This is a genomic window from Wolbachia endosymbiont of Trichogramma pretiosum (assembly GCF_001439985.1).
Lineage (GTDB): Bacteria > Pseudomonadota > Alphaproteobacteria > Rickettsiales > Anaplasmataceae > Wolbachia.
The window spans coordinates 55,167-79,955 of the sequence record NZ_CM003641.1 but is presented as its reverse complement, the minus strand read 5'-3'; the positions used below and the strand labels follow the sequence as shown (position 1 = coordinate 79,955).

Genomic DNA, 24,789 nt, shown 5'->3' with positions numbered 1-24,789 from the left:
CTTATAGCACAATTACTATATCATATATTCCTCTAATGTACAAAAATTAAGAAATAATATTTCCAATTAAACAATTATTTTCTATTCCTTTAACATGAGCTTTCACAATACTTTTAGCTTGAACTCTTGATGTAAGTTTTGTTAATGCAAAATTTTCTGTTCTACCAATATTATTCTGCTCAACCAAAACGTTTTGCTCAGTGCCAAGCAAAGATTGATAAAAATTGCTCATCATTTCTTTATTTATTTCTCTTAGATGCTTTACTCGTTCTTTACGTACATTCTCTGGTATTTGTGGCATCCGTGCAGCAGGTGTGTTTTTCCGCTCTGAATATGGAAAAGCATGTAGATAAACTACATTTATTTTTTTCAGTAAATCAACTGTATCCTGAAACATTTCATCAGTTTCTGTTGGAAATCCAGCAATAATATCAGCGCCAAATGCTATATTAGGTCTTAAGCTCTTCATTTTATGACAAAATTCTATCACTTGTTCTCTGTTGTGACGACGTTTCATTCTCTTTAGTATTAAATTATTACCAGACTGTAGACTCAAGTGTAAGTGAGGCATAAGTCTTGACTCATTAGCTATTAAATCCATTAGTTCATCATCAACTTCAGCAACATCAATAGAGGAAAGTCTTAGTCTATTTAACTGTGGTATATCCTTTAAAACTCTTCTAATCATTGAACTGAGTGATTGCTTACCAAACAAATCTGTACCAAAGTCAGTAATATCAACACCTGTAAACACCACTTCTTGATAACCATTTTCTATGAAAATCTTAATTTGCCCTATAATATTGTTTACTGGCACAGATCGATTATTTCCTCTTGCCTCAGTAATTGAGCAAAATGTACAACTATGATTGCAACCATTTTGAATTTCAATAAATGCCCTTGATTTATCTTCAAATCCATTAATGAGAATAGGTTCCACTTGGTTATCACTGACTAAGATTTTATCATTATTTAGTAGATAGTTTTCAGCTCTTAGCTTTTCTTGATTACCTAGCACTTTACTTACACCAGGAATATCACTATATGATTTAGGATCTAATTGAACAGCACAGCCAACTACGATAATTTCTTTACTTGGGTCGTTTTTATAGATCTTACGTATTTTTTGCTTCACTTGGCGTTCTGCTTCGTTTGTCACTGCACAGCTATGCACTACAACAACATTTTCTCTCTTTGCTTTTTTTAATGCTTCTTTGATTAACTCGCTCTCGTAAAAGTTTAGACGACAACCAAACGTTATCACTTCATTCATGCTTTTGCTTTAATAGATCTAAATTATATCAAATATCCAAGCAAAATGACTATTTTTTGGTAGATAAATGTATAAATAGTGCAAAAATACCATCAATCTCACTTTCTTCTTTTTAAATAGAAAGATCTTTACACCAAGAAACATCATTGTGGCCAACCCTTTGATTATCGATCTTTTCTCCCTGGCGAGATGCTTACCACCATTTTCAATAAAGTTAACATCATATGATTGAGCCATATCTCTTAATTCACGGATAAAAGCAAGCTGAACAATGTTTTGCTCAAAAAAAATACGACTTTCAGGTTTAGAATAAGGTATTGCACACATTACGTCTTTTTCAGGCTTAGCTTGGAGTATCTCTTTAATTCTCTCTTTTCCTGGCTTTTCTTCAAATTTTATCTTTATTATATCTTGGCTAAGTATATTTTATTTATAGAGAATGATATTATTTTTTCTGTCAGATTAAGTTGCATCTAGTACAACTGACTATGCAAATAAGCTAACAGAACTTGAGATATTTTAATTGTTAGTTTTAGGGTGTATTTTCGTGTTCATTTCTATAAATAGGAAGAGCTACCTCTTCGAGGTAGCTCATCGGATCACCTAAATCATGCTCTACTTCAAACTTGAACCTTAACTTCTCACAGAATTTGTAGAAATATTCTTTAATGGTATCAAATGAAATTCTGCCATCAATTTTGTAGTCTCTCAATTTTCGGGGCACAGTAAGTGACAATTTGCCATTTTTGTATATCACATCATCTTTCCCATCTTGAGATTTAAGTGCGAATTCTAGTGAGCTGTTCAATTTATATAATTCTTCATTTGGCTTTACAAATACGGTGGCAGAGATTAGCTCTTTAACTGTGACTTCTACACGTTCTGAATTACTGCAATTAATATATGTTATATGACTGGAGCCGAAAGTTAATTCATGTATTTTAGTTACATGAAAATAGGACTATCCTCATTATATAATGTACCTACATAAGCAGCTTGGTTACAGTTAGTAACTAGTTCTTTTAAGATAGAATCGCTTGGAACTTGAGCTTCAGCATATTTGAACATTTCCTTAAAAACTTCTCTTCCAAACGCACGATAACTTTTATTTTCATCTCCTTCTTTTGGTAATAGATGAGCGTACCCTTTACCTAGATTATAAAATCTTTCAAACTCCTTTTTATATTGGTCGATTTTTTTTATTGCCAGGTATCACTTGATTTTTATAATATCTATCCCAAACTTCATCAAAATTGTATTGCTTAGCTCCGTCTATCAATGCACTAATTAAACTTTGTCTAGATTTTTGCTGTTAATAACAAATCTCATTCTTCGAAAATCTTCATACATCTGCTCACCAGTGTTTGCTGACTCATTGGTTTTATCAGCCCTTAACCTGCTAAAATCAAATTTTTCCGCTTGAGACTTTAACGTAACTACTTGATTTCCCTTTTTTTTCCTGTATAGAGTTGTTCATTGTTAATACTTTGATATGAACTGCTGATAGTATAATAATAAATAAAATAGTTAATATGTCAATAATATACTTAACATAGACAGTCATAATAGGGTGGCAGGATTTTAGTAAGGCTCTATTATGAATAAAAGGTTTTACACAGTATGAATGTTGATGAGCAGTCAAGTGTGCTGACTTTTCTAAATAGTAAAATTGAGAATATACCAAGGTTTCATTCCTCAATTTTGCCTAAACTTTGCGGTGGAGACAGAGTAATGGACTTGCTGTTTTATAGGCCGCTCAGTTATGTGGATAGAAGTAAATCACTACCTGATGCTCAAGTGGGAGAATTTACAACTTTTATGGCAAAAGTGTATGAGCACCAGCGCCCCACTGTTAGAGGTAGGCCATATAAAATAATCGTTAAAAGTGAAAGTCAGTATTTATTTATAGTTTTTTTTAATTACTCAGTTAAATATTTGTATAAATTATTTCCAGTTGGAACAGACATAGTAATCAGTGGTAAACTTGAAAAGTTTACCGAACATTGGCAAATTACTCACCCAGATTACATGTTATCTGATATCAATCAATTTAAAGAAATAGCCTGCATAGAACCAATTTATCAATTATGTCGCGGTATTACTAACAAGAGCATTAGAAACATAATAAGTTCTAATCTAAAAGATTTGCCTGATTTGCCAGAGTGGATAGATGAAACATTAATCAAGCAAAAGAAATGGCTGAATTGGAAAGAAAGCATCATAAGATTGCACAGACCGAGCTCACTCTTAGAAGCAGAAGTTTGCAGAGAAAGACTTTCTTATGATGAGCTATTTGCGTATCAGTTGGCACTAAAGCTTGCAAGGGAAAATCATGTAAAAAAAGAGGGAAAAGAATTTATAATATTGAATAAATACAAAGAGCAGGTCTTAAATGGATTAACGTTCCAATTAACAAATGATCAAATTCGAGCGATAGATGAAATCTCAGAAAGACAAAAATCCAGATACCGCATGGTAAGTCTGTTGCAAGGTGACGTTGGGAGTGGAAAAACTGTAATTGCACTCTTTGCGATGCTGAATGTGGTAGAAAATAACATGCAAGCAGCTCTAATGGCACCAACTACTATCTTGGCTGAGCAACATTATAATTGGATCGAAGAAGCTCTATCTTGTACTGATATAAAAGTTGCTTTGCTTACCGGTAAAACTGCGCGCAAGGAAAGGAAGATTATTATCAACGAACTTGCAAGTGGTATTTTAAATATAGTAATTGGTACTCATGCATTATTTCAAGCCAACGTTACATTTAAAAATTTAGGACTCGCAGTCATAGACGAACAACAGCGATTTGGAGTGATACAGAGGAATCGGTTGGTAGGAAAAGGAGAAAATACCGATATACTTTTTGTTACTGCAACTCCCATTCCAAGAACATTGCAGCAAGCTATGTATGGTGATGTTGAATGTTCTATTTTAAGGGAAAAACCAAAATCTAGATTGCCAATAAAAACCGTTATTATGAACGTTAAAAAAGTATCAGATATTATTCAAAGACTGAAAGATGCTATAAATAGAGGCGAAAAAGCATATTGGATTTGTCCATATATAGAAGAAAACGAAGAACTCAATATTGCCGCAGCAGAAATGCGCTTTCAGGAACTACAAAAGACATTTTTTGGTAGAGTTGGAATAATACACGGAAAACTAACTCAAGAGCAGAAAGATCAAGTGATGTTTTCCTTCAAGAGGAATGAATTTTCTCTACTTGTTGCAACTACTGTGATAGAAGTTGGTATAGATGTACCAGATGCAACTATTATGATTATAGAGAATGCAGAGCAGTTCGGGTTATCGCAATTACATCAGTTAAGAGGTAGAGTAGGACGAGGAAATAAACCGTCTTTTTGTGTAATGTTATATGACAATCTCAGTAAAAGTTCGTATTCAAAGTTAAAGATTATGTGTGAGTCACAGGATGGATTTTATATTGCTGAAAAGGATATGATACTGAGGGGTAGCGGAGATATTCTAGGCACAAAACAATCAGGGTGCATGGAGTTTAAATTTGCTGATTTATATGAGGACAGAGAATTGCTCGACCTTGCATATAATAGTGCAAAAGGTACAATGGCTAATTTTGAATTACTGCTTGATATATTTGAATATAGAAGTAGACTACACTTTTCAAAATTTCAGTAATCTTCCAAGCAATAACTTTCATGAGTAGAAATTCCTTGACAGACGGGAATATTTAACAAACTATACGCGTCAAGTTAAGGAAAAATAAGAGTGAAGAAGAAGTTTTTACCATAAGAATAAATTGTCCATAGTTAATAGCAGGCCCTGTAAACAAAATGTTAGCAGGTCAAATTAATCAAGGGCAGGAAGTGTAAAAATGGAAAAAAGCGATAACTTAGCCTAATGAAAGTAAATATATATAGAAGGTACCATCTTACAGAGCATAAAAGGAATACACAGTAAAAGCGAGAAAAAGTTGAGAATATGTATGGAAGCAGTGCGGAGAAGTGGCTGCCAATGATCAAAAATTTACCACAATTATAGAAGTATACACAAAAGGTTTAAAAGGTGATGCAAAGAGGAAATTTTGGCAAAATGACTTAAGTATGCACAACAAGATCGAGATCTGCATAATTGATGATCAGATGTCATTCATTCTCAGCCTATACATAGAAAAAATTCTCAAGCTCAAGAGGGCTTAGGGTGGAACTAAAATTCATGGACTTGTTGACCCACGTAACTAATTTCTTTTTTTAAAGTTAATTAATGTTAACAAGCCACGCCTGCCTGTAATTAGGCTAATACCAAAATATAACGTAAGAGAAGAAATGGGCAGTGCTATGGTTAAATAGAACAATTCCTATTTCTTTCTAACCATGCTTCCACATGAAAAACATATGACATAAAGAGGGAAACAAAAAGCTAAGAACCTTGACGCGCTTTACATCTTGGCTTTACCTTATTTATAATATAAACCTTACCACCCCTTTTCACAACTTTACAATTTTTATCTCTGTTACGATGAGATTTTAGTGACCCTTTAACTTTCATATCTACAGTAAGAATAGAATCAACTTACATTATGATCACTGACAGAGAGTTAGTCAATTGGTAAATTTTCACATTTTATTAAAATACTGTATAATTGTTGCTGATGCTTCTTCGATTGACCTTTGCGTGACATCAATAACTGGCCAGTTATTTTGCCTAAAGAACTCCTCTGCTTCTTTAATTTCCTTTTCTACTTTTCTAGGGTCAGCATATATATTATTACCTTCATTATTAATTGAAGTCAGTCTATTTTTGCGTATTTCTATTAGCCTTCTTACGTCTATTGTTACTCCTATAGTCAGTTTATTTTTTAATTTTGCTAAGTCGAAGTAAAAAGGTATCTCGCTAACAAAAGGAACATTTGCAACTTTATATCCTCGGTAAGCTAAATACATACTGGTGGGAGATTTTGATGTGCGTGAAACTCCAACCAAAATTATATCGGCTTTATCAATATCTTGAATATTTTGTCCATCATCATGATTAATGGTATAGTTTATTGCCTCAATGCGCTGAAAATATTCGTTATTTATCTCAGCGTGTAAGTCAAGTTTTTCGTCTTTTTCAATTTCAAGATAGGATGAGATTTCCCTAATAATGTGTGATAATATCGCTCTGTAGGGAATTTTTAGCTTTATACAATTATTTTTTAGATATTTCCTTAACTCATCATTAGTAATAGTGCATATAACAAAATTATGCTCATCACTTTTTCTATTAATTTCCTCTAAAATTTTGTCAATCTGCTCTTCTCCTTTTACGAAAGACCAAACATATTCGATCGTTTCTACAGAACGAAAGTGTTTCAGAGCTGATTTTGCAACTGATATAACAGTTTCACCACTTGAATCTGACACTAAGTGTAGGTTAAGCTTTTTAAGGATCATCAACGCTATACTAAAAATAATGGCAAGCAATCTACCACTGAAAGTGGGCTAATTTATTATACTACGTAAATATAGAAAAACTATCTTATTGATAAAACTCAAACTAATTGATAAATTCTTAACACAATTATTCTCAAAACAAATGTTTTTATTAAATCCTACAAATTTCACTTCTTTTACTAAAAAAGCTCTACCTTGGTTTGGGGTTATTTGTTTCGCATGTTTTTTAATTGGAATGTTCTTGGCATTATTCTTCTCCCCAGGAGATTACAAACAAGGAGAAATCGTACGAATTATGTATCTTCATGTGCCTTCTGCATGGCTTGCTCTAGGAATATATGGACTCATTGCATCACTCAGTTTCATTTCGTTGGTATGGAACAATAGCGTTACCAGTGTCTTAGCACATGCCGCTGCTCCTGCAGGGACAGTCTTTTCAGCAATATGCTTAATCACAGGTAGCGTCTGGGGAAAAGGAACATGGGGTACTTGGTGGGTATGGGATGCAAGGCTTACTTCAATGCTGATTTTGTTTTTTCTGTATGTTGGTTATCTTTCATTGTGGAGCGCTTTTGATAATCAAGCAAGAGCAGAGAAATCATCAGCAGTATTTGCCATTTTTAGTGCTATAAATATTCCCATAGTAAAATTTTCTGTGAATTTATGGTCTACTCTTCATCAGCCAGCAAGTATTTTTAGAAAAGGTGGAGTAGCAATAGAAGGTTCTTTACTTCTGCCACTCATTGCAATGTTTATATTTTGTGCAACATTCTTTTTAGTAGTGTGGATACTTAATGCCCTTCATTTAATTAATTTGCAGAAGATAAAGAGGGAAATCAGTATGCGGTATTAGGCATTAATTTCCAGAGTGTAATGTTGTGAACAGCGATAGAGATTAAAACGTAGAGCAATTATCCATTAGCAAGTTCCAGAACTAATTACGTACAAACCACACTTCAAGATTATAGTGATTAATCACATGAAAGTAGAAGAATCATGACTCTCTAAGGTGAACTGTATGCAAAATTAGCAAAGATACGTTAGAATTGAAAGAAAATTTTTATTGATAGATATGCTATATTTACAATGCAAGTTATTAAATTTTTAATTATTATGGTTTATAATAGCTACTAAGTTACCATGAGTTTTCTTGAAATGTGGTTTCTTTTACTCACATTAAATGTGTAGTTTTTTTATTTTAATACAATTTCAATTTTGACTGTAGAGGAGGTTCCGATGTCAAAAAACACCTATAGTGACCAAATTAATAATAGTTATTTATATAACAACAAACTTTTTTTTATGGTGAAGAGGATATAGATGAGATCACTGAGAGTGAAACTACGACTGTGAAGGAATTTACAAATAGTTCCGTAGTAAAAGAGGATTTTGAACTAGTAGAAAAGAAGCTTACGAAATGTGAAGAGGAGGTTAAGCGAGCAAAAGCAGAGACTGAGTGGTATAAAAAATAGCTGAAGAATGTAAAAAAGGAAGTGGTACAGGCGAACCTGTTAGCGATGAAGGAGATAATGAAAATGGAGAAATTACATCTCGAAAAGCAACCTCAGATTGTTCCAAATATGAAAATTGTGGGCCTTATTCTCATTTTTATAAAGTTGATAATAAGATAGGTTGTCAAGGTTTTAGTGCATCTGATTTACTAAAGGAATTATATCCTGAGATGTATAGTAATCCTAAGATTGCAAAATATATAGAAGAGGGAGTAAATGGTAATTATGGTGCAGTAAATTTTAAATTTGCCTTTACATAGGATCTTAATTCAATATCCTGGCTTGGTAATATAGAATGTGAAAATGTATGGATGATCAAATAGAGTTAGAGTATCGAGAAGAAGAGATTAAGAGTTTCTGCTACCCGAAAGTTTACCGTAGCAATCCAGAATTCAACAAGCGCTTTTTTTTCTAGAGGATCATGCCCTAATCTCTTTAGAGAGTCCAGTGAAATAAGTGTTGTAAAAGCAAAACAAGTTGCACCATTGATACTTGTTAATACCTTAGGACAAATGGTAGATAAAGAGGGTAATAACACTAAAGTATACTATGATGCATTGAAGCGTTATCTAAATGATGATGATAAAATCAAGGATTGTGGAGATAATCAAAAGTGTAAGGATTATATTCCAATTATGGAGAAAGTTGCATGGAATAGTGATAAGGAAGTACTATTAAAAACTGCTGTTAATAATACGCAAGAGGTAAATTCTTACTATTATGGAAATAAGGATAATTCTACTTCTGTTGAATTTGGTTCCATATAAGGCTGAATTTGTCTAACTTTTTCTACACTAGACACAATTTAGCCGTATCTAAACAAATACATAATCTATATGAGGACGTAGGTAACATCTGTCCTTTTAAGGCATTTATGTCAATGATATGCGTAATCCATGATTTTAAACATGATGATCCTCATAAGTAATACAAAAAAACTCAGAAAAATGTATATAGCTATGATAGAAGTTATCTATACATAAGTACAATATACCTTAACTAGAGGTTACAAATTAATAAAGTTAAAAAGTCTGCAGACGAAGATAGATTTCGAGCTATAGAATATCTTCACTATCGAAATGACAAAGCTGTCAAAATTTGTCAAGTAATTTTATCGCAACTGTACAAACATTGCACAGGGCAAATTTAAAATTCTTTAAAATTGTGTCTTTTCAGACGTATGTGAAACCAGTGCTTCTTTTCATCCCACTTCCATGCGGCTAAACCCTTTTAATAATCTCCTATCTATCACTTCTTAAACCACTCCCCTAAAAGGATACAATTAAATACATTTTTAACATTTTTACAGAAAACTATTAGTATAGATTTGTATGCTGCCCTCATGGCTATTTTAAAATGTTTAATACTCCTTTTCGTTATTTCTTGTACACGTCTACCTAATAAGCAACATTCTATTAATATAGACAATAATAAGCACGATTATTCGTTGCAACAATATAATACTCCTTTGAAGAATAACGAACCAGCAATACCAGAAATGATACCTTTACCGGTAGAGTTTCCCGATCTTACAACCAGTAATCAGTTTCTTTCGATTAATGTTGATGAAAAAGTACCAGTAAAGGATTTACTGATTGAGATAGGAAAACTTTCTGACATTAACTTAGACATAGACCCCAAAATATCAGGTAATATCACTTTAAAACTAAAAGATAAGAATGTAAACGAAGTAATTCAGAATATAGCCAACAGCGCCAAATTGCGTTACTCAATGAATAATGGTGTAATTAGAATTGAACAAGATTTGCCATATGCACAAAATTATTACGTAGACTTCATCAATATTCAACACTCTGCGCAAAGTAGTTTTATCATTGGTAGCAATATTAACGACAGTGATGGTGATAGAAACTATATGAAATCTCAATATAGTAGTGATTTATGGAATTCATTAGAAAAAGGCTTAAATGCAATAATGGATGTTAACGGAGTAGATGATGGTGAGTTTCTTTCATCCAACAGAGAAGCTGGTATCATTATACTAAATGCTAGAAAAGATACTCACAAAGCTATTGAGGAATATATTAATAAAGTTAAGAAATTGGCGTATTCTCAAGTAATGATCGAGGCCAAAATAGTTGAAGTTTTATTAGACGATAAATACCTTTCTGGTATCAACTTAAATGATTTGCATAATGAAACCAAATCTATAACAAATCAAGGTAACTCTATTATTGACCTATCAATTAACTCTAGTGTTAGTGATTTAGGATATTTAATAAAAAATTTAAGCAAATTTGGCACTTCAACCGTAATTTCAAGCCCTAGAGTACATGCTATAAATAATCAGCGAGCAATGATTTCATTTACTAAAAACCATATCTATTTTACTTCCGATATACAGAAAAATACCAAAAATTCTAATCATGCATTAATTACCAAGATGAATAGCACTCCAATAGGAGTGGTGTTAATAATCCACCCAAGCATTAACATTGATACTAATGAAATATTCATGGATATACAACCAACCTTATCAAGAATTAACGATTATACTAAAGACCCAAATATAGAATATGTCGCACAACAGAATAAAATGAAATTAAATAGTGACATTCCAATTGTTGAAACCAGAGAAATGCACTCTACGTTAAAAATTAAGAGCGGCGAAGTTATGGTAATTGGTGGGCTTATAGAGCATAGAAAAGATAACCAAAACTTATTGCATCAAAAGTCAAAAAAACTGGCTAAGACAGTAGAAACCGTCATCTTCCTGAAAGCAACAATCGTACCAACACTTGGTTTATTAGATACAAAAGATAGGAATTTATATATATATTAAACGTATCCGTTCAGGCAATGGCATCAACTTAAGGAAAGATGTTGGGGTTGCTATTATGATAAGAAGAGAGTATCGGAATGATAATTAAGACAGCTTAATCATAAATCTGTTGCGGTAAATTTAAGTTACTTTAGTCATGTATTAAAGTTTTTAAACAGGTCTTAGTTTACTTACTTTATTGTTTTCTTTATTATCAAACATTGCTTTAAATAATATGGAGGAGCACATTGTCAGCAATTGCCATTATTGATTTTGGTTCACAGTTTACACAGCTTATTGCAAGACAAATAAGGGAAATGGGCGTTTACTGTGAAATATTTCCAAGCAATATCGATTTCGAAACAGTATCAAAATACAATGGATTTATTTTTTCTGGAGGACCGCAATCTGTAAATGACAATTGCTCTGAAGTAAGTGAAGTAGCACATAAAATTATAAAACTTAACGAAACAATAAACACTCCCATACTCGGAATATGTTATGGACAGCAACTCATTTGTCATTATTTCGGGGCAAAGGTAAGAAAAGAATTCAATCAGGAATTTGGCAAAACTAAAATCAAGATACTAAAAGAATCCCCAATTATAAAGGATACTTGGGACGTTAATTCCGAAGTCGATGTGCTAATGAACCATGCAGACAGTGTCGAAACTATACCGCAAGAATTTACTGCTATTGCCTCAGGTATAATAAATCAAACAATCGCAATAATTGCCAACGAACAGCGGAAGATTTACTGTACTCAGTTCCATCCTGAAGTTAAGCCTACGACAAATGGTAGTAAACTTCTCTCTAATTTCTTAGATATTGCAAATTGTGAGAGAGATTGGACAATGAAGTCATTCATTGAAAAACAGAAGGAAAAAATTCAGAACTTAGTAGGGGAGAAAAAAGTAATTGCTGCAGTAAGTGGGGGAGTTGATTCAAGTGTTGCAGCAGTTCTTACACACAAAGCTATAGGAAAACAATTAAACTGTATTTTTATCGATACTGGGTTATTGCGTAAGAGCCAGACCACTGCTATGTTAAAAGAAATTCCAATAAATTACGTTGATAAATCAAACTTGTTTTTAAGTAGGTTAAGGGGAATAACTGATCCGGAAGAAAAGCGAAAAATTATCGGTAATACTTTTATCGAAGTATTTGAAGAAGAGGCAAAAAAAATAGGTGATGTGGATTTTTTAATGCAAGGCACCATTTACTCTGATGTAGTTGAATCAGGGCACGCTTCAGGAAACACTAGTACAATTAAATCTCATCACAATGTTGGTGGGTTGCCAGAAAAAATGAATCTGAAACTAGTAGAACCTTTACGCTATCTCTTTAAAGATGAAGTAAGGCTGCTTGGCAAAGAAATTGGGCTTTCAGATAAGATAATATTGCAACATCCATTTCCTGGACCTGGACTTGCAGTGAGGATTATAGGTGAGGTTGATGAAGAAAAGGTACGAATATTGCAAGAAGTAGATGAAATATATATCAACACAATGAAAAATTATGATCTGTATGATCAAATATGGCAGGCTTTTGCTGTACTGTTACCAGTAAAAACTGTGGGAGTTATCGGAGATAATCGTACATACGGATATGTTTGCGCTTTAAGGGCTGTGACTTCATCTGATGGCATGACAGCTGATGCATTTCCATTTGAAAATAAAGATCAACATTCGTTAGTATTTTGGAGGTTTTTGCAAGACATCAGTAGTATAATTGTTAACAAAGTTTCCGGAGTAAATCGAGTTGTATATGATTTAACTTCCAAGCCACCAGCAACTATTGAGTGGGAGTAGCAATAATTTCATTCCAGTTTTAGCTACTCGAATCACACCAAAGAGGCTGCTTGCATAACTCAAATTTCAAAGAAAAATATTTAATGTCGCTGCGGCGCATGACGCTGGAATACAGAAAAAAAAGAATAATGGATCCCAGTGTCAGCTACTCGGATGACATCGAAATGTTCGTACAGATATTCGTCATACACCGGAATAAAATTAGATTTTTGCTTTGTACAAAATAATTTCAAGGCCGAATTTTCCTTATGGCTTCCACAAGTAGTGCAAACATAAATGAAGAATACAAATATGCTTTTGGTAGCTCTATGTGAAGTCCTTCAAGTATTAAATATATACCGATGAGTAACATAAATAGAATGGCAATTACTTTTAAGTTTGGGCTCGATTTTATTAACTTAGCGGTATAACTCGATGAAAACAGCATTGCTAATATGGAAAATGTAAATGCCATAGCAATGATTATCATATAATGAGTTAATGCTATAGCAGTTAATATTGAATCAACAGAAAAAACTAAATCTATTAATATAATTTGTAGCACAACTAAAAAAAATTGTGATTTAACGTTTATCTTTGTTTTGTTCTCCTTATGTACAAAAGTTTCGCTCCATAACTCCATAGAACTTTTAACAATAAGAAATAACCCTCCTGCAATCATAAGCAAATCTTTTACTGAAATATCTAGTGATACAGAGTAAAATATAGGCTTTTCCATTGATAATATATGTGATATAAAAAATAGTATTACAAAACGCATCAATAGCGCCAAGCAAAAGCCTATCAGGCGGGCTCTTTCTCTCAGCAGATTTGGCACCTTCTCTATTGCTAGAGAAATAAAGATTAAATTGTCTATACCAAGTATAGTTTCAAGTAGCGTAAGTATCAATAAATTCCAAGCATCAGCTAGCATTTTCATTCCAAAGTTAGCCTTTGTACTTTACAATAGATATGTAAAAATTAAGTAACTTCGACTAGGTAATTCAAAATCAGCCTTACCCGGGAAAGGGTGAGAGAAAAAAGAGCATTTTTATAATAAAAGTACTTTTGTAGGAGAAATAATGAAATTAAAAATCTAACTCTCTTTACGAAAACTTTAAATAGATTGTAAAATAGTTGTACCATGAAAATATATGCCTTCTTTGTGGACTAAGATTTTTCTTTAAATTAAGATAGATACATGATAAAAGGAAATATGATAAAAGAGTCATTAGCAAAAACTGATATAGTAAAAGTTGAAGATAAGAAAGCACCAAAGGGCTTTTTTAAAATATTAGGTGAAGTAGCAGATGCTGTAAGGTCATGGGTTGGCAATATTAACCCTGATTTAAGTAGTAGTCGCGATGTCGATAGTTTAGTCTTGAAGATAAACGAATGCTTAAACCCAAAGGGGGATGAAGTCTCAGCACGTAAGAACACTGTATCTCTTGGTAATTTGTACTTGAGTTTATCAGAGGAAGGTCAAATAAAATTTTTACAAACCCTGGCAGAAAAGTTCAATCCGGATAAAACGAAAATAGATGAAGAAATAAAAGTATATAAGAAAAATCAAGATTCTGAGTCGAGCTATAAGTTTGAACAAGACTTAATAAAAGTCCTTGAATCACCACGCTCTAAAATATTGAAGCAGTTTATCTCCTTACCGGAGGGCCTTAAGTTTATTGTTGATATGCGTTCTGATGTACTCAAGCTGAAGAATCAATATAAAAGTCTAAGTCCACTAGAAAACGAATTAAAAAGTATACTTTGTACTTTGGTTGATGTTGATCTACTTGATCTTCATCAAATCACTTGGGATTCACCTGCATCATTGTTGGAAAAACTTATAAAATATGAAGCTGTACATAAAATTTCCTCTTGGGGTGACTTAAAAAACAGACTAGGTTCTGATCGTCTCTGTTTTGCTTTCTTTCATTACAAAATACCAAATGAACCTTTAATTTTTGTAGAGGTTGCACTGATGAATGAGATTGCAAATAGTATTCAACACGTTTTGGACGAGTCAGTTCCTTCAAGTGACCCAAGCAGTGCAAGTACTGCTATATTCTATTCAATATCAAACACTCAAACTGGTTTATCTGGAATTAGCCTCGGTAACTTTTTAATAAAGAGAGTCGTGGAAAAACTATCGCAAGAATTTAAAAGCGTAAAAGTGTATGCAACTCTTTCTCCAGTTCCTGGATTTACAAAATGGCTAAAAAATCAAGACGTAGCTTTATTAGGTAAGCTTAATATAAAACAATCAGGTACAGAAATTTTAGAAAGCATAAAAACTAACATTGAATGCAAAAAACATTCCCTACTGAAACTTTGTGCACATTATTTGCTAAAGGTTAAAAGCAGTGGTGGTGGTGCTTATGATCCAGTAGCACACTTTCATTTAAGCAATGGTGCATCAATTAAACAGATCAACTGGATGGCTGATACTTCTGAAAAAGGCATCAGTCAGTCAGCCGGAATAATGGTGAATTATCTGTATGAGCTGCCTAAAATAGATGACAATCATGAGAATTATATGATTAATAAAGCGATTTCTCATTCAAAAAAAGTATCGTCTATGTTAAAAGAATAATAGGAAGTATGCAAGAATGTAGAAAGTTTTAACATTTCCTAATCTTTATGTATATAATATTGAATAGCTCTATTAGGTAAAATATATGAATAGTAAGATATTAGAAGCAATAAAATGAAAATACAAGATAAAGTAGAGCGTAAGGAACTGCAGATTCTCTTTATAGATCCTTAAGAAATAAAGTCATTCAATGATTAACTATGTTTTTTTGATTTTTTGAGTTTAGTTTTATTACAACTCTTGTTTGTAATTTTGTGTTTCTACTCAACTAGAAAATGTACCTTCGGTAATAAAAAATCTGATTTATTGCAGAAAAAGAATTTTATATCAAACAGCTGTTACTGCTTGGATCTTATGATTAATGAATATGTGCTTTCAGTTTGTATGGGCGCACATATTCATCAACCTATTTCTATGCAGCTTTTTTTTATTTCATATTAATTGCTTCTTTAAGTCGTGGGTTGGCAATTACTATGATCTTTCGCATTAGAACTGTTATAGCCACCATCTTCTTTTTACCTCTACCAATAAGATTAGAGTAAAAAGTACCAAGTACAGATTTAGATCTTGTAGCAGCCATCGCAGCTATAAAAAGCTTTGTAAGAACATTGCTTCTACCGCCTATTATTCTTAGATAGCCAATAGTTTTTCCACTTTACTTTGGATGTGGAGCAACTCCAGCAATACTTGAGACTTCTTTTTTGTTTAAGTATACAAGTTCTGACATTAGATATACAAAATCTTGAGACAATTTTCGACCTATTCCTGGCACTGTTATAAGGATTTTTTGGCTCTTCTCTAACTCTGGATTTTCATCGATAATCTTTTGTATGGAATCGTTTAGCTCCTTTATCTGACTGTTAAAAAAGTCAATAGTTTTTTGGCAACTTTCTTTTACATAACTGTTTTTAGGTGCTTCTAATCTGCATTAGATAACTTTTTAAAGAGGATTAAAGATTAAAGTCTCACTATGAGAAATCTCTGAATTTTATGATTTAAAACGTTTTAGAAGGTTATTATAGCGTTATCTCTGATTTAGATAGTTTGTTTGTATGCTTTTACTAAAAACTCATGTAATTTCTGAGCTGCATTAAAATTATTTTAACTTTTTTTTAGAAAATACCGGAAAAAGTAGTAAGAAATCCAGTATATATGTTATAGAAGGGCATTGATGCAGTTTGTGGATGCGCTTCAAATACAAAAACTTTAAGCGTCAATCCGAAACTCGGCAAACAAACATTGAGTAGATTTGTATTTTTTTTGATGTAACAGTTTAGACCTGATCTAACAGCTTAATGAAGCAAGATAAAAATATAAATAAATTATAAATGAGTGTCAGAAATGAGTACAACACAAGAAAAACACTAGAACCAAAGTTGGGGTTACTAGAACTTGCAAAGCAATTAGGAGATGTATCCCAAGCGTGTAAAGTAATGGGGTATGCAAGGGATACATTTTACCGCTTCAAAGAGCTATATGAAACAGGAGGGGAAAAGCATTATATGAGATAAACAAAAGCAAACCATTACTTACCAATAGAGTACCAAAGGATACAGAAGAAGCAGTAGTTAAAATAGCAGTAGAGTTTCCAGCATATGGACAAGAAAGAGCAGCTAATGAATTAAAGAAAAAAGGAATTCTAATATCTGCTAGTGGTATAAGGTCAATATGGCAAAGAAACGATCTCGAAAATTTTAAAAAGAGATTGAAAGCCCTGGAAGCAAAGGTGGTCCAAGACGGTATAATTTTAACAGAGGAGCAAGTTGCTGCTTTAGAAAAAAAACTAAGGAACAAAAAGAAGCCAATGTTAGAAACAACACCCTGGATACTTAGGTAATCAAGATGCCTATTATGTAGGCAATATCAAAGGTATTGGAAGAATTTATCAACAAACTTTTATTGACACCTACTCTATAGTGGCCTTCGCTAAGCTTTATACGGAGAAAACTGCTATCACAGCTGCAGATCTTCTCAATGATAGAGTTATACCATTTTTTGATAAACAGAAAGTTCCATTGCTACGCATTTTAACTGATCTTGGTACATAGTATTGTGGTAAACTAGGGAATCATGCGTACCTGTTATGTTTGAGAGTAGAAAATATTGATCATTCTAGAACCAAAGCTTATTCTCCACAGACTAATGGTATATGTGAAAGGTTTCATAGAACTATGCAAGATGAATGTTACAATATTATCTTTAGGAAAAAGATTTATAGTACTTTGGAGGAGCTTCAATTAGATGTCGATCATTGGTTGCATTCTTATAACAGAGATAGACCTCATTCCAGTAAGTATTGCTATTCCTATGCAGACCTTTTTTGATAGTATTCATATTGCTTACCAAAAAAAAATATTGATAACATTAAAATAGATTCTGATGTCGGTTTTGACTTCTTCGATTCTTCTGTCAGGTCAAGTCTAAACTGTTACAGGTATATAAATTACTATTATTAATTTGATCGCTAAATTACTATTATTAACTTGATCACTATAGATAGTGTTTGATATTCTGACCTCCTATATAGTTAAAAATGGAATTAAATTATAGTATAAAAGCTAAGAATTCAACATGGGTAAAAGAAACCACAGCTCAGGAAATCTAAGGTTAACTCAGAAATTATTATAAGCCAAAATGATTAAAAATTTTATAACTTATATTATAGATCTAGCATGATAAACGACAGCTAGATTTTCTTCAATTTCCACCACAGTCCATCTTTAATCATTAGAGAGCCGTGATTCCTCTACTCTCTAATGATTAATCACTTGTCAGTTTTGAGTTTAGTAGTTGATAGCCTGTACGTAAATACGTTACTTTTGTTCTTTAGAAATTTTTAGTCTACTATCTTTATCCAGAAAAAAATTGTAAAATTTCTATAGTTATGGTATAATTACAAGTACTCCTTGCCAATAAGCTGAGTATAAAAATGCCTTTCGGACAAATCATTATATATAGTACGGAACTACTTGCTGTAATTGCAGTATTTCTCTTTTTGAGAAAAATATACAAAAATCATATTAGAAAAATTATATTTCCTCTAAAAGTTCTCAAAGAAGAGTGGGAAGAAAATAGAAGATTTAATGAATTATATCAAAAAAATAAGCAAAAAGAGTTGATGAAACAACAGGAAATGCTAAGGGAGAAACAAAAGAATATGCAAGTTTACAAAGAAGATCTAGAAATAGTTGATATAGCAAAACCGCTAGGTAAATGGACAAAGATGGTTATGATGGGTAGCGTTTTAATTAAGCATTTTGCACAATTGATACACGGAGAAGGTGATAAAAAAGGATTTTGGGAGCTGTTTATAAAAGCTCAGTCTTCAACTAAGGGTAAGTATAAAGGAAAAGGTAGATGACGTATCCGTTGTATAACCTGCTTTCTGGCATTAAACTTCTTAAGTGTTATAGTCAGTCAAGTATAAGGGTGTCATCCCAGTGCTTGACACTGGGATCCAGCTCTTCATGTAATCTAATTAAAAATATTAATTTTAACATAAAGCAGCTACTTTTATGCCAACCAGCTCAGCGTGCTTACTTAAAATTCCTGGACCACAGTGTCAAGCACTTGGATGACACCATCTGCTACTTACAAACCAAATGTTCGTACAGTTGTATGTCAAACACTGACTGTTTGTTGTATAAGCTATCCAATGTTCGTACACTGAAGTGTTTAGGCTCCAAGTTCTCTTTAAAGATCCAATAGATGCTTGAATGTAAAAATCTATCCTGTGCTCGTAATAACAAAGTACTATTTAAAAACCTCAATTTTAAAGCTGAACCAAAATCAAAAGTCTTAATCACTGGTCCAAATGGTAGCGGCAAAACCAGCTTAATCAGGAGTTTATCTGGACTTTTGCTGCCAGTGTCAGGTAATATAATGTACTGTGGAAAAGATATATACGATGACCTAAAATCCTATATACCTTCCATGGTCTATATAGGCCATAAAAATGCCTGTAAAGATAACTCAACAGTTGGTGAAAACATACGATTCTGGGCAAGAATACGTAATACTAGAGAATTAATTATGGCAGCCGTTTATTGCTTACAGTTGCAACCTGTACTTAATATCAAATATAGTGAACTTTCTGCAGGCTGGAAAAGAAGAGTTGCACTTGCTCGCCTGTTAATTTCTAATGCAAACATTTGGCTAATAGATGAACCATTCTGTAATCTTGATAGCACAACATGTGAATTAGTATTGAACCTAATCTCAATACGCTCTGAGCAGAACGGTATAGTAATTATTACAGGACATAGCTCTACAAAACAACTTTGTGACTTCAAGACAATCAATGTAAGTGATTTTAATAGACCTCTTGTATAATTTTTGGCCTTAAAATTAACTCATCTCTTTCAAAGGATCTATATTAAAAACAGAAAGCCCAGAAGAGATTACGTGCGCTAAGGCTTGGACGAGAAGCATTCTTGCAGCGGTGAGTTTCAAGTTATCTTCTAGTATGAACCGCATATTTAAATCACTTTTACCATACCCCCATAAAACGTGAAACGCTTCTGCAACTTCAAGTAAGTAGAAAGTAATTCTATGTGGCTCACAAAGCCTTGCAGATATTTCTACCACATCTGGCCACTTTGCTAAGGTTTTTATGAGGAATAGCTCCCCATCTGTCTTTAAAAGTGAAGGGTCTGCTGTTGGGAGCTCTTTTGGAGCATTACGCATTAACGAATGAGCACGGGCGTGCGCATATTGCACATAAAAAATAGGGTTGTCTTTTGACTGTTCTTTAACTTTAGCAAAATCAAAGTCCAAGACCATATCATTCTTTCGTGTTAACATTATAAAACGAGTTATATCCCTGCCAACCTCTTCCACTACATCCCTAGCTGTAAGAAAATTTCCTGATCTTTTCGACATCTTAACAGGTTTGCCATTTTCGAAGAAATTCACAACATTATGCAGTTTTACCTCTATCTTTGCTTGATCATCACTGAGCGCAGAGACAACTGCTCTAAGCCTCTTAATATAACCGCCGTGGTCACTGCCGAGCTCTACGATCATATTGTTAAAACCACGTGATATCTTATCAAAATGGTAAGCAATATCCGATGCAAAATAAGTCCAGCTACCATCCTCTTTTTTTAGTGCGCGGTCAACATCATCACCAAATGTTGTAGAGCTAAATAACATTTCTTTTCTGGAAGTCCAACTTTCACTTTCTTTGCCTTTTGGTTTCTCCAAGTATCCTTCATACACAAGACCCTTATCAGATAATATCTTTATACTCTCTTCGATTTTGCCATTTTTTTGTAGCTCATACTCTGAAGTAAAAATATCATGATTGACCCCAAGTAAGCTCATGTCCTCCTTTATAAGTTCTAAGATAGAACTTAAAGTATATTCTCTAACTACTCGATTATCTTCCTCTTCTCTAAGATCCTTGCCATATTTTTTAGCTAGTCCCTTCCCTATTGGCTTTAAATATTCACCTGGGTATAAACCTTTTTCAATGCTAACTTTCTCTCCAAGAGCTTCCTTATACCGCAAATATACTGACCGAATTAGCTTATCTATCTGTGCTCCAGCATCATTGATATAGTACTCCTTAGTGACATTATAGCCAACTTTCTTTAGTAAATTTGCTAAAACATCACCAAACACTGCCCCTCTTGCATGACCAATATGTAGTGGCCCAGTTGGATTTGCGGATACAAACTCAACATTGATTGCCTGATTGTTTCCAATGTTGAGAGTGCCAAACTCCGTTTTTAGCTCATTTATTTGCTTTAAAATACCATGCCATACTTCCATTTTCAAGTGCATATTGATGAAACCAGGGCCCGCTATTTCCACTTTTGCAACTTCACCAAAAAGTTCAAACTCTTTAGCTAAAACTTCTGCGATTTCAATTTGATTCTTCTTTTCATGTTTTGCAAGCACCATAGCAACATTTGTATAGATATCACCATGTGCTCTATTGCTTGGAGGCTCTATGATAAAGTTTGTTGCATTCGTGCTTATAACACCCCTTTGCCTCAACTCATTTAACTTGCTTGAAATGAGAGAGGAAACCTGCTTAAAAATACTCATTAACTAAAAAGCTATAAGACCTGTAGTAGTATAGTGGATAAATGGGGGAAGTTGAAGGGTTATCTTGTATCAGCTTATTGATACACTTGACAATGACTGAAGTCTATGCTATAATAAGAATTATATTAACAGAGGAGTTATAAACATGATGGAAGTAGAACTTAATAAATATGTTAATGGTAATACCTTAGACTAAAATAGTCTGCATATACACATGGAGAAGTTAATAAACTTTTTATAAGAGAATCCAAGTATTACAAGCCTTATCTTACAAGACTGTTATATTGATTCTGAGGGTGCAGAAGTTTTAGATGAAACATTAAAGAATGTTAATGCTCCGAATCTTACTGAGTGTAAAGTAACTTCTGATATTAGGGGTAATCAAGGTTCAATAGCAATCACTAAATTATTAGAGAATGGTAACTTTCCAAATCCTGTTAAGATTGATTTAATTTCTAATAATATAAGCCCTGATAGTGGAGTGTAATTTATAAATGCACTAAAGAATGGCGGTTTTTCAAAGAGTTTAATTTACTTTCTGACAGTGTCTGCGATAAAGGTATAGTAGCATTACACGAATCATTGAACAACAATAAGCTTCCAAAGCTTGTTCAGTTTAATTTCCCCCTTAATCCTACTAATGATGAAAGCATAGAAACGCCAAGCGAACATCTATTCGCTGACAGCATTATATAAAGGTTTTAATATGTAACAGTTTAGACCTGATCTAACAGCTTAATGAAGCAAGATAAAAATATAAATAAATTATAAATGAGTGTCAGAAATGAGTACAACACAAGAAAAACACTAGAACCAAAGTTGGGGTTACTAGAACTTGCAAAGCAATTAGGAGATGTATCCCAAGCGTGTAAAGTAATGGGATATGCAAGGGATACATTTTACCGCTTCAAAGAGCTATATGAAACAGGAGGGGAAAAGCATTATATGAGATAAACAAAAGCAAACCATTACTTACCAATAGAGTACCAAAGGATACAGAAGAAGCAGTAGTTAAAATAGCAGTAGAGTTTCCAGCATATGGACAAGAAAGAGCAGCTAATGAATTAAAGAAAAAAGGAATTCTAATATCTGCTAGTGGTATAAGGTCAATATGGCAAAGAAACGATCTCGAAAATTTTAAAAAGAGATTGAAAGCCCTGGAAGCAAAGGTGGTCCAAGACGGTATAATTTTAACAGAGGAGCAAGTTGCTGCTTTAGAAAAAAACTAAGGAACAAAAAGAAGCCAATGTTAGAAACAACACCCTGGATACTTAGGTAATCAAGATGCCTATTATGTAGGCAATATCAAAGGTATTGGAAGAATTTATCAACAAACTTTTATTGACACCTACTCTATAGTGGCCTTCGCTAAGCTTTATACGGAGAAAACTGCTATCACAGCTGCAGATCTTCTCAATGATAGAGTTATACCATTTTTTGATAAACAGAAAGTTCCATTGCTACGCATTTTAACTGATCTTGGTACATAGTATTGTGGTAAACTAGGGAATCATGCGTACCTGTTATGTTTGAGAGTAGAAAATATTGATCATTCTAGAACCAAAGCTTATTCTCCACAGACTAATGGTATATGTGAAAGGTTTCATAGAACTATGCAAGATGTAAGAATTCACCCCCTCAATCACATCATCTATATAAGTTTTGGTGATATTGCAATCAACCGCCCATAAATGAGCTCGAAGTAGACTATCGTTGATTAAATCTGCAGTCCTTCTCACTGACAAAAAGCCCATTTTGAATCATTTGAACATGTTCTATTTCCCCAAAGGCTATAGCCGTTTTGATGAATTATCGTTGTTACTTCATTTTCACTTAAGTGGTTTGCTCGAGAGCTTTTATCGCCAAGTGTAAAATCAATAGGCCTACTTATTCCAACAATACCATTTATCTCTTTATTTGAAGGTGAATGCCGAAATCCTTGTTAGCTATCTACTTTCGCTATTAAACCAGCTACAAATGGGCTTGCTGGCAAAATTTCTTCTTTTCTTTCAATAAGTACCTTTACCCATGGATCAACTACCTAAACTCTTAAGATGCCCACACTTTTTCTCCATTTTATTGCTTCTTCATCATTGGTATTTAGTGCATCTGCTACTATTATAGCTCTTAATTTTTCTACTATAGGAATTAATGCTGCAACCAATGGATTTTTGCCATCTTCTAGTAGTTGGTGAGTAAACTGAGGTGCAATTAGTATACTAGGTAGCACATGAACTATACTTTCACTGCTGAGGAATGCCTCTATCCCCTGATACTCTCCAGTCTCTTTATCAACACCGCCAATTATATTTTGGATAGTTTCACTTTTTTTTTAAGCTTTGAATCGCTGTTTTCACTTTCTTTAACTCGAATAACTACTACTGTTGCACCAATCTGGGAAAATATTCCATTTGCTACAGAAGGTAGTGTTCCACTCTTTCCAAGCTTTGCTGCTTCCTTTAAGCTTCCTGAAATTAACACTGGTTTATTTAGCGGAATTTTTTTCTCATCAGCTTCAAGTGCAGTACCAATTACACCTATCACTGATGATTTAGCTGTACGTACTGTCTTTGCTCCTGAGGTTACCTCAATAACATTTACTCCGTGTAAAAATTCTTCAGCCATTTCTTTATATTTTTTCCTAAAATCATCGAGCAAAGTCTTTAGCTCATTTTCACTCTTGACTTCTTCAATCTTTCTCTTGGCTAGATCTTCAAGCTCTTCACATTTCATTATTTCTTTTACTGCTTTTTCACTTTTGCTTCAATTATTCTTGCCATTTCAATAACCTTAATACCACGGACTTTTGCTAAAGGTTTTATAATTTCTTTATCCTTTTCATCTATAGATTCTGGTGCTGCTAGAACGCTTTTTGCGGCTTCCGCTTGAATCTCATAAGATTTAGCTTTTTGGTGAGAATGACCTTCATATTGGTGAGTATGATTATCATAATAGAAACGCATACTATCAAATGCACAAAGCTTCGCATTATCCAGTAACTCCTTTTGTATATCTTCTTTAGTACGCTGAGCAATTTTTCCTCCTTCTGTTAAACAATAGCTTTTTTTTTGCCAATAAAAATTCTTTGGCGCTTCATACCAATCATTTCCTGTTGGCTTATTTTCAAGTGTTGTTGTTTCAATCTGCTTGTGGTTTTCAAAACGTATATAAGTAGTCACAAATTCCTCCTCATTGCCATATTTGATCAGTTAGTTCTAATCCTGAACATTGCCAAGCCCTGAGCGTCCTTTCCACATCTACCTCAAGTCCTGTGGTGAGAACATTGCTACGTATGTTATAAAATCCCCCACTGAATAAATTGATCATAGTTGTGTACATAATTTGATGCAAGCATACCTTGACTAACTT

The 24,789-nt window shown here is 33.3% G+C and carries 16 protein-coding genes and 6 pseudogenes; 12 read left to right on the top strand and 10 right to left on the bottom strand.

The features are described from left to right. Positions 1 to 46 precede the first annotated feature (46 nt). The 3 genes and pseudogenes from mtaB to wTpre_RS07345 all read right to left on the bottom strand — a co-directional run bounded on the left by mtaB (position 47) and on the right by wTpre_RS07345 (position 2,750). Entirely contained in the window at positions 47 to 1,273 is a 1,227-nt protein-coding gene (gene mtaB, locus wTpre_RS00390) for a tRNA (N(6)-L-threonylcarbamoyladenosine(37)-C(2))-methylthiotransferase MtaB (RefSeq protein ID WP_068651137.1), read from the bottom strand. Positions 1,274 to 1,291: 18 nt separating this feature from the next. Then, a complete protein-coding gene (locus tag wTpre_RS00385) occupies positions 1,292 to 1,600 on the bottom strand; it encodes a hypothetical protein (RefSeq protein ID WP_068651135.1) in 309 nt (102 codons plus the stop codon). Between the two features lie 205 nt (positions 1,601 to 1,805). After that, positions 1,806 to 2,750: pseudogene (locus tag wTpre_RS07345) on the bottom strand (hypothetical protein). 143 nt (positions 2,751 to 2,893) lie between these two features. On the opposite strand from wTpre_RS07345, the gene wTpre_RS00375 reads away from it, so the two are divergent. Both wTpre_RS00375 and wTpre_RS00370 read left to right on the top strand, forming a co-directional pair. Beyond that, positions 2,894 to 4,933 (top strand): ATP-dependent DNA helicase RecG, encoded by a 2,040-nt coding sequence (locus tag wTpre_RS00375; RefSeq protein WP_068651133.1) that lies wholly within the window; start codon positions 2,894 to 2,896, stop codon positions 4,931 to 4,933. A 326-nt stretch (positions 4,934 to 5,259) separates the two neighbouring features. Beyond that, positions 5,260 to 5,454, top strand: coding sequence for a hypothetical protein (locus wTpre_RS00370; RefSeq protein WP_068651132.1), 195 nt, complete (start codon positions 5,260 to 5,262; stop codon positions 5,452 to 5,454). A gap of 220 nt (positions 5,455 to 5,674) precedes the next feature. Here wTpre_RS00370 and ykgO read toward each other — a convergent pair whose 3' ends face one another. Both ykgO and wTpre_RS00360 read right to left on the bottom strand, forming a co-directional pair. Then, positions 5,675 to 5,803: a type B 50S ribosomal protein L36 gene (gene ykgO / locus wTpre_RS00365; protein WP_006015378.1), complete on the bottom strand. Its 129-nt coding sequence runs from the start codon at positions 5,801 to 5,803 to the stop codon at positions 5,675 to 5,677. 68 nt (positions 5,804 to 5,871) lie between these two features. After that, positions 5,872 to 6,690 (bottom strand): pyruvate, water dikinase regulatory protein, encoded by an 819-nt coding sequence (locus tag wTpre_RS00360; protein WP_068651131.1) that lies wholly within the window; start codon positions 6,688 to 6,690, stop codon positions 5,872 to 5,874. Positions 6,691 to 6,832: 142 nt separating this feature from the next. Here wTpre_RS00360 and ccmC point away from each other — a divergent pair, with 142 nt between their 5' ends. The 5 genes from ccmC to guaA all read left to right on the top strand — a co-directional run bounded on the left by ccmC (position 6,833) and on the right by guaA (position 12,794). Continuing rightward, a complete protein-coding gene (gene ccmC / locus wTpre_RS00355; protein WP_068652562.1) occupies positions 6,833 to 7,543 on the top strand; it encodes a heme ABC transporter permease CcmC in 711 nt (236 codons plus the stop codon). A gap of 496 nt (positions 7,544 to 8,039) precedes the next feature. After that, a complete protein-coding gene (locus wTpre_RS07125) occupies positions 8,040 to 8,162 on the top strand; it encodes a hypothetical protein (RefSeq protein ID WP_256359288.1) in 123 nt (40 codons plus the stop codon). Positions 8,163 to 8,713: 551 nt separating this feature from the next. After that, positions 8,714 to 8,968, top strand: coding sequence for a hypothetical protein (locus wTpre_RS05960; RefSeq protein WP_245609446.1), 255 nt, complete (start codon positions 8,714 to 8,716; stop codon positions 8,966 to 8,968). 575 nt (positions 8,969 to 9,543) lie between these two features. Then, positions 9,544 to 11,004: a type II secretion system protein GspD gene (locus tag wTpre_RS00345; RefSeq protein WP_068651130.1), complete on the top strand. Its 1,461-nt coding sequence runs from the start codon at positions 9,544 to 9,546 to the stop codon at positions 11,002 to 11,004. 227 nt (positions 11,005 to 11,231) lie between these two features. Then, complete coding sequence (gene guaA / locus wTpre_RS00340) at positions 11,232 to 12,794, top strand: glutamine-hydrolyzing GMP synthase (protein WP_068651129.1); 1,563 nt, start codon at positions 11,232 to 11,234, stop codon at positions 12,792 to 12,794. Between the two features lie 229 nt (positions 12,795 to 13,023). Here the strand turns inward: guaA and wTpre_RS00335 are convergent, their stop codons facing one another. Next, positions 13,024 to 13,707: a TerC family protein gene (locus wTpre_RS00335; protein WP_068651128.1), complete on the bottom strand. Its 684-nt coding sequence runs from the start codon at positions 13,705 to 13,707 to the stop codon at positions 13,024 to 13,026. Positions 13,708 to 13,989: 282 nt separating this feature from the next. On the opposite strand from wTpre_RS00335, the gene wTpre_RS00330 reads away from it, so the two are divergent. After that, positions 13,990 to 15,366 carry a malonyl-CoA decarboxylase gene (locus wTpre_RS00330; RefSeq protein WP_068652560.1) on the top strand — a complete coding sequence of 459 codons (1,377 nt, stop codon included), beginning with the start codon at positions 13,990 to 13,992 and terminating at the stop codon, positions 15,364 to 15,366. Positions 15,367 to 15,793: 427 nt separating this feature from the next. Here the strand turns inward: wTpre_RS00330 and wTpre_RS00325 are convergent. Continuing rightward, positions 15,794 to 16,294, bottom strand: a pseudogene (locus wTpre_RS00325) (transposase); the annotation flags it as partial. A gap of 400 nt (positions 16,295 to 16,694) precedes the next feature. On the opposite strand from wTpre_RS00325, the pseudogene wTpre_RS00320 reads away from it, so the two are divergent. From wTpre_RS00320 to ccmA, 3 genes and pseudogenes are all read left to right on the top strand, one after another. After that, a pseudogene (locus tag wTpre_RS00320) lies at positions 16,695 to 17,739 on the top strand (IS481 family transposase). A 556-nt stretch (positions 17,740 to 18,295) separates the two neighbouring features. Beyond that, entirely contained in the window at positions 18,296 to 18,727 is a 432-nt protein-coding gene (locus tag wTpre_RS00315; protein ID WP_068651126.1) for a hypothetical protein, read from the top strand. Positions 18,728 to 19,074: 347 nt separating this feature from the next. Further along, a complete protein-coding gene (gene ccmA / locus wTpre_RS00310) occupies positions 19,075 to 19,698 on the top strand; it encodes a heme ABC exporter ATP-binding protein CcmA (protein WP_068651124.1) in 624 nt (207 codons plus the stop codon). Positions 19,699 to 19,713: 15 nt separating this feature from the next. On the opposite strand, the gene argS is transcribed toward ccmA, so the two are convergent. Beyond that, positions 19,714 to 21,420: an arginine--tRNA ligase gene (argS, locus tag wTpre_RS00305; protein ID WP_068651122.1), complete on the bottom strand. Its 1,707-nt coding sequence runs from the start codon at positions 21,418 to 21,420 to the stop codon at positions 19,714 to 19,716. A 771-nt stretch (positions 21,421 to 22,191) separates the two neighbouring features. Between argS and wTpre_RS05955 the strand changes: the two are divergent. Next, positions 22,192 to 23,036: pseudogene (locus wTpre_RS05955) on the top strand (helix-turn-helix domain-containing protein); the annotation flags it as partial. 3 nt (positions 23,037 to 23,039) lie between these two features. On the opposite strand, the pseudogene wTpre_RS00290 reads toward wTpre_RS05955, so the two are convergent. Both wTpre_RS00290 and wTpre_RS00285 read right to left on the bottom strand, forming a co-directional pair. Further along, positions 23,040 to 24,045 (bottom strand): annotated as a pseudogene (locus wTpre_RS00290) (phage tail sheath subtilisin-like domain-containing protein); the annotation flags it as partial. Between the two features lie 9 nt (positions 24,046 to 24,054). Beyond that, positions 24,055 to 24,599 (bottom strand): annotated as a pseudogene (locus wTpre_RS00285) (hypothetical protein); the annotation flags it as partial. Between the last annotated feature and the right edge of the window lie 190 nt (positions 24,600 to 24,789).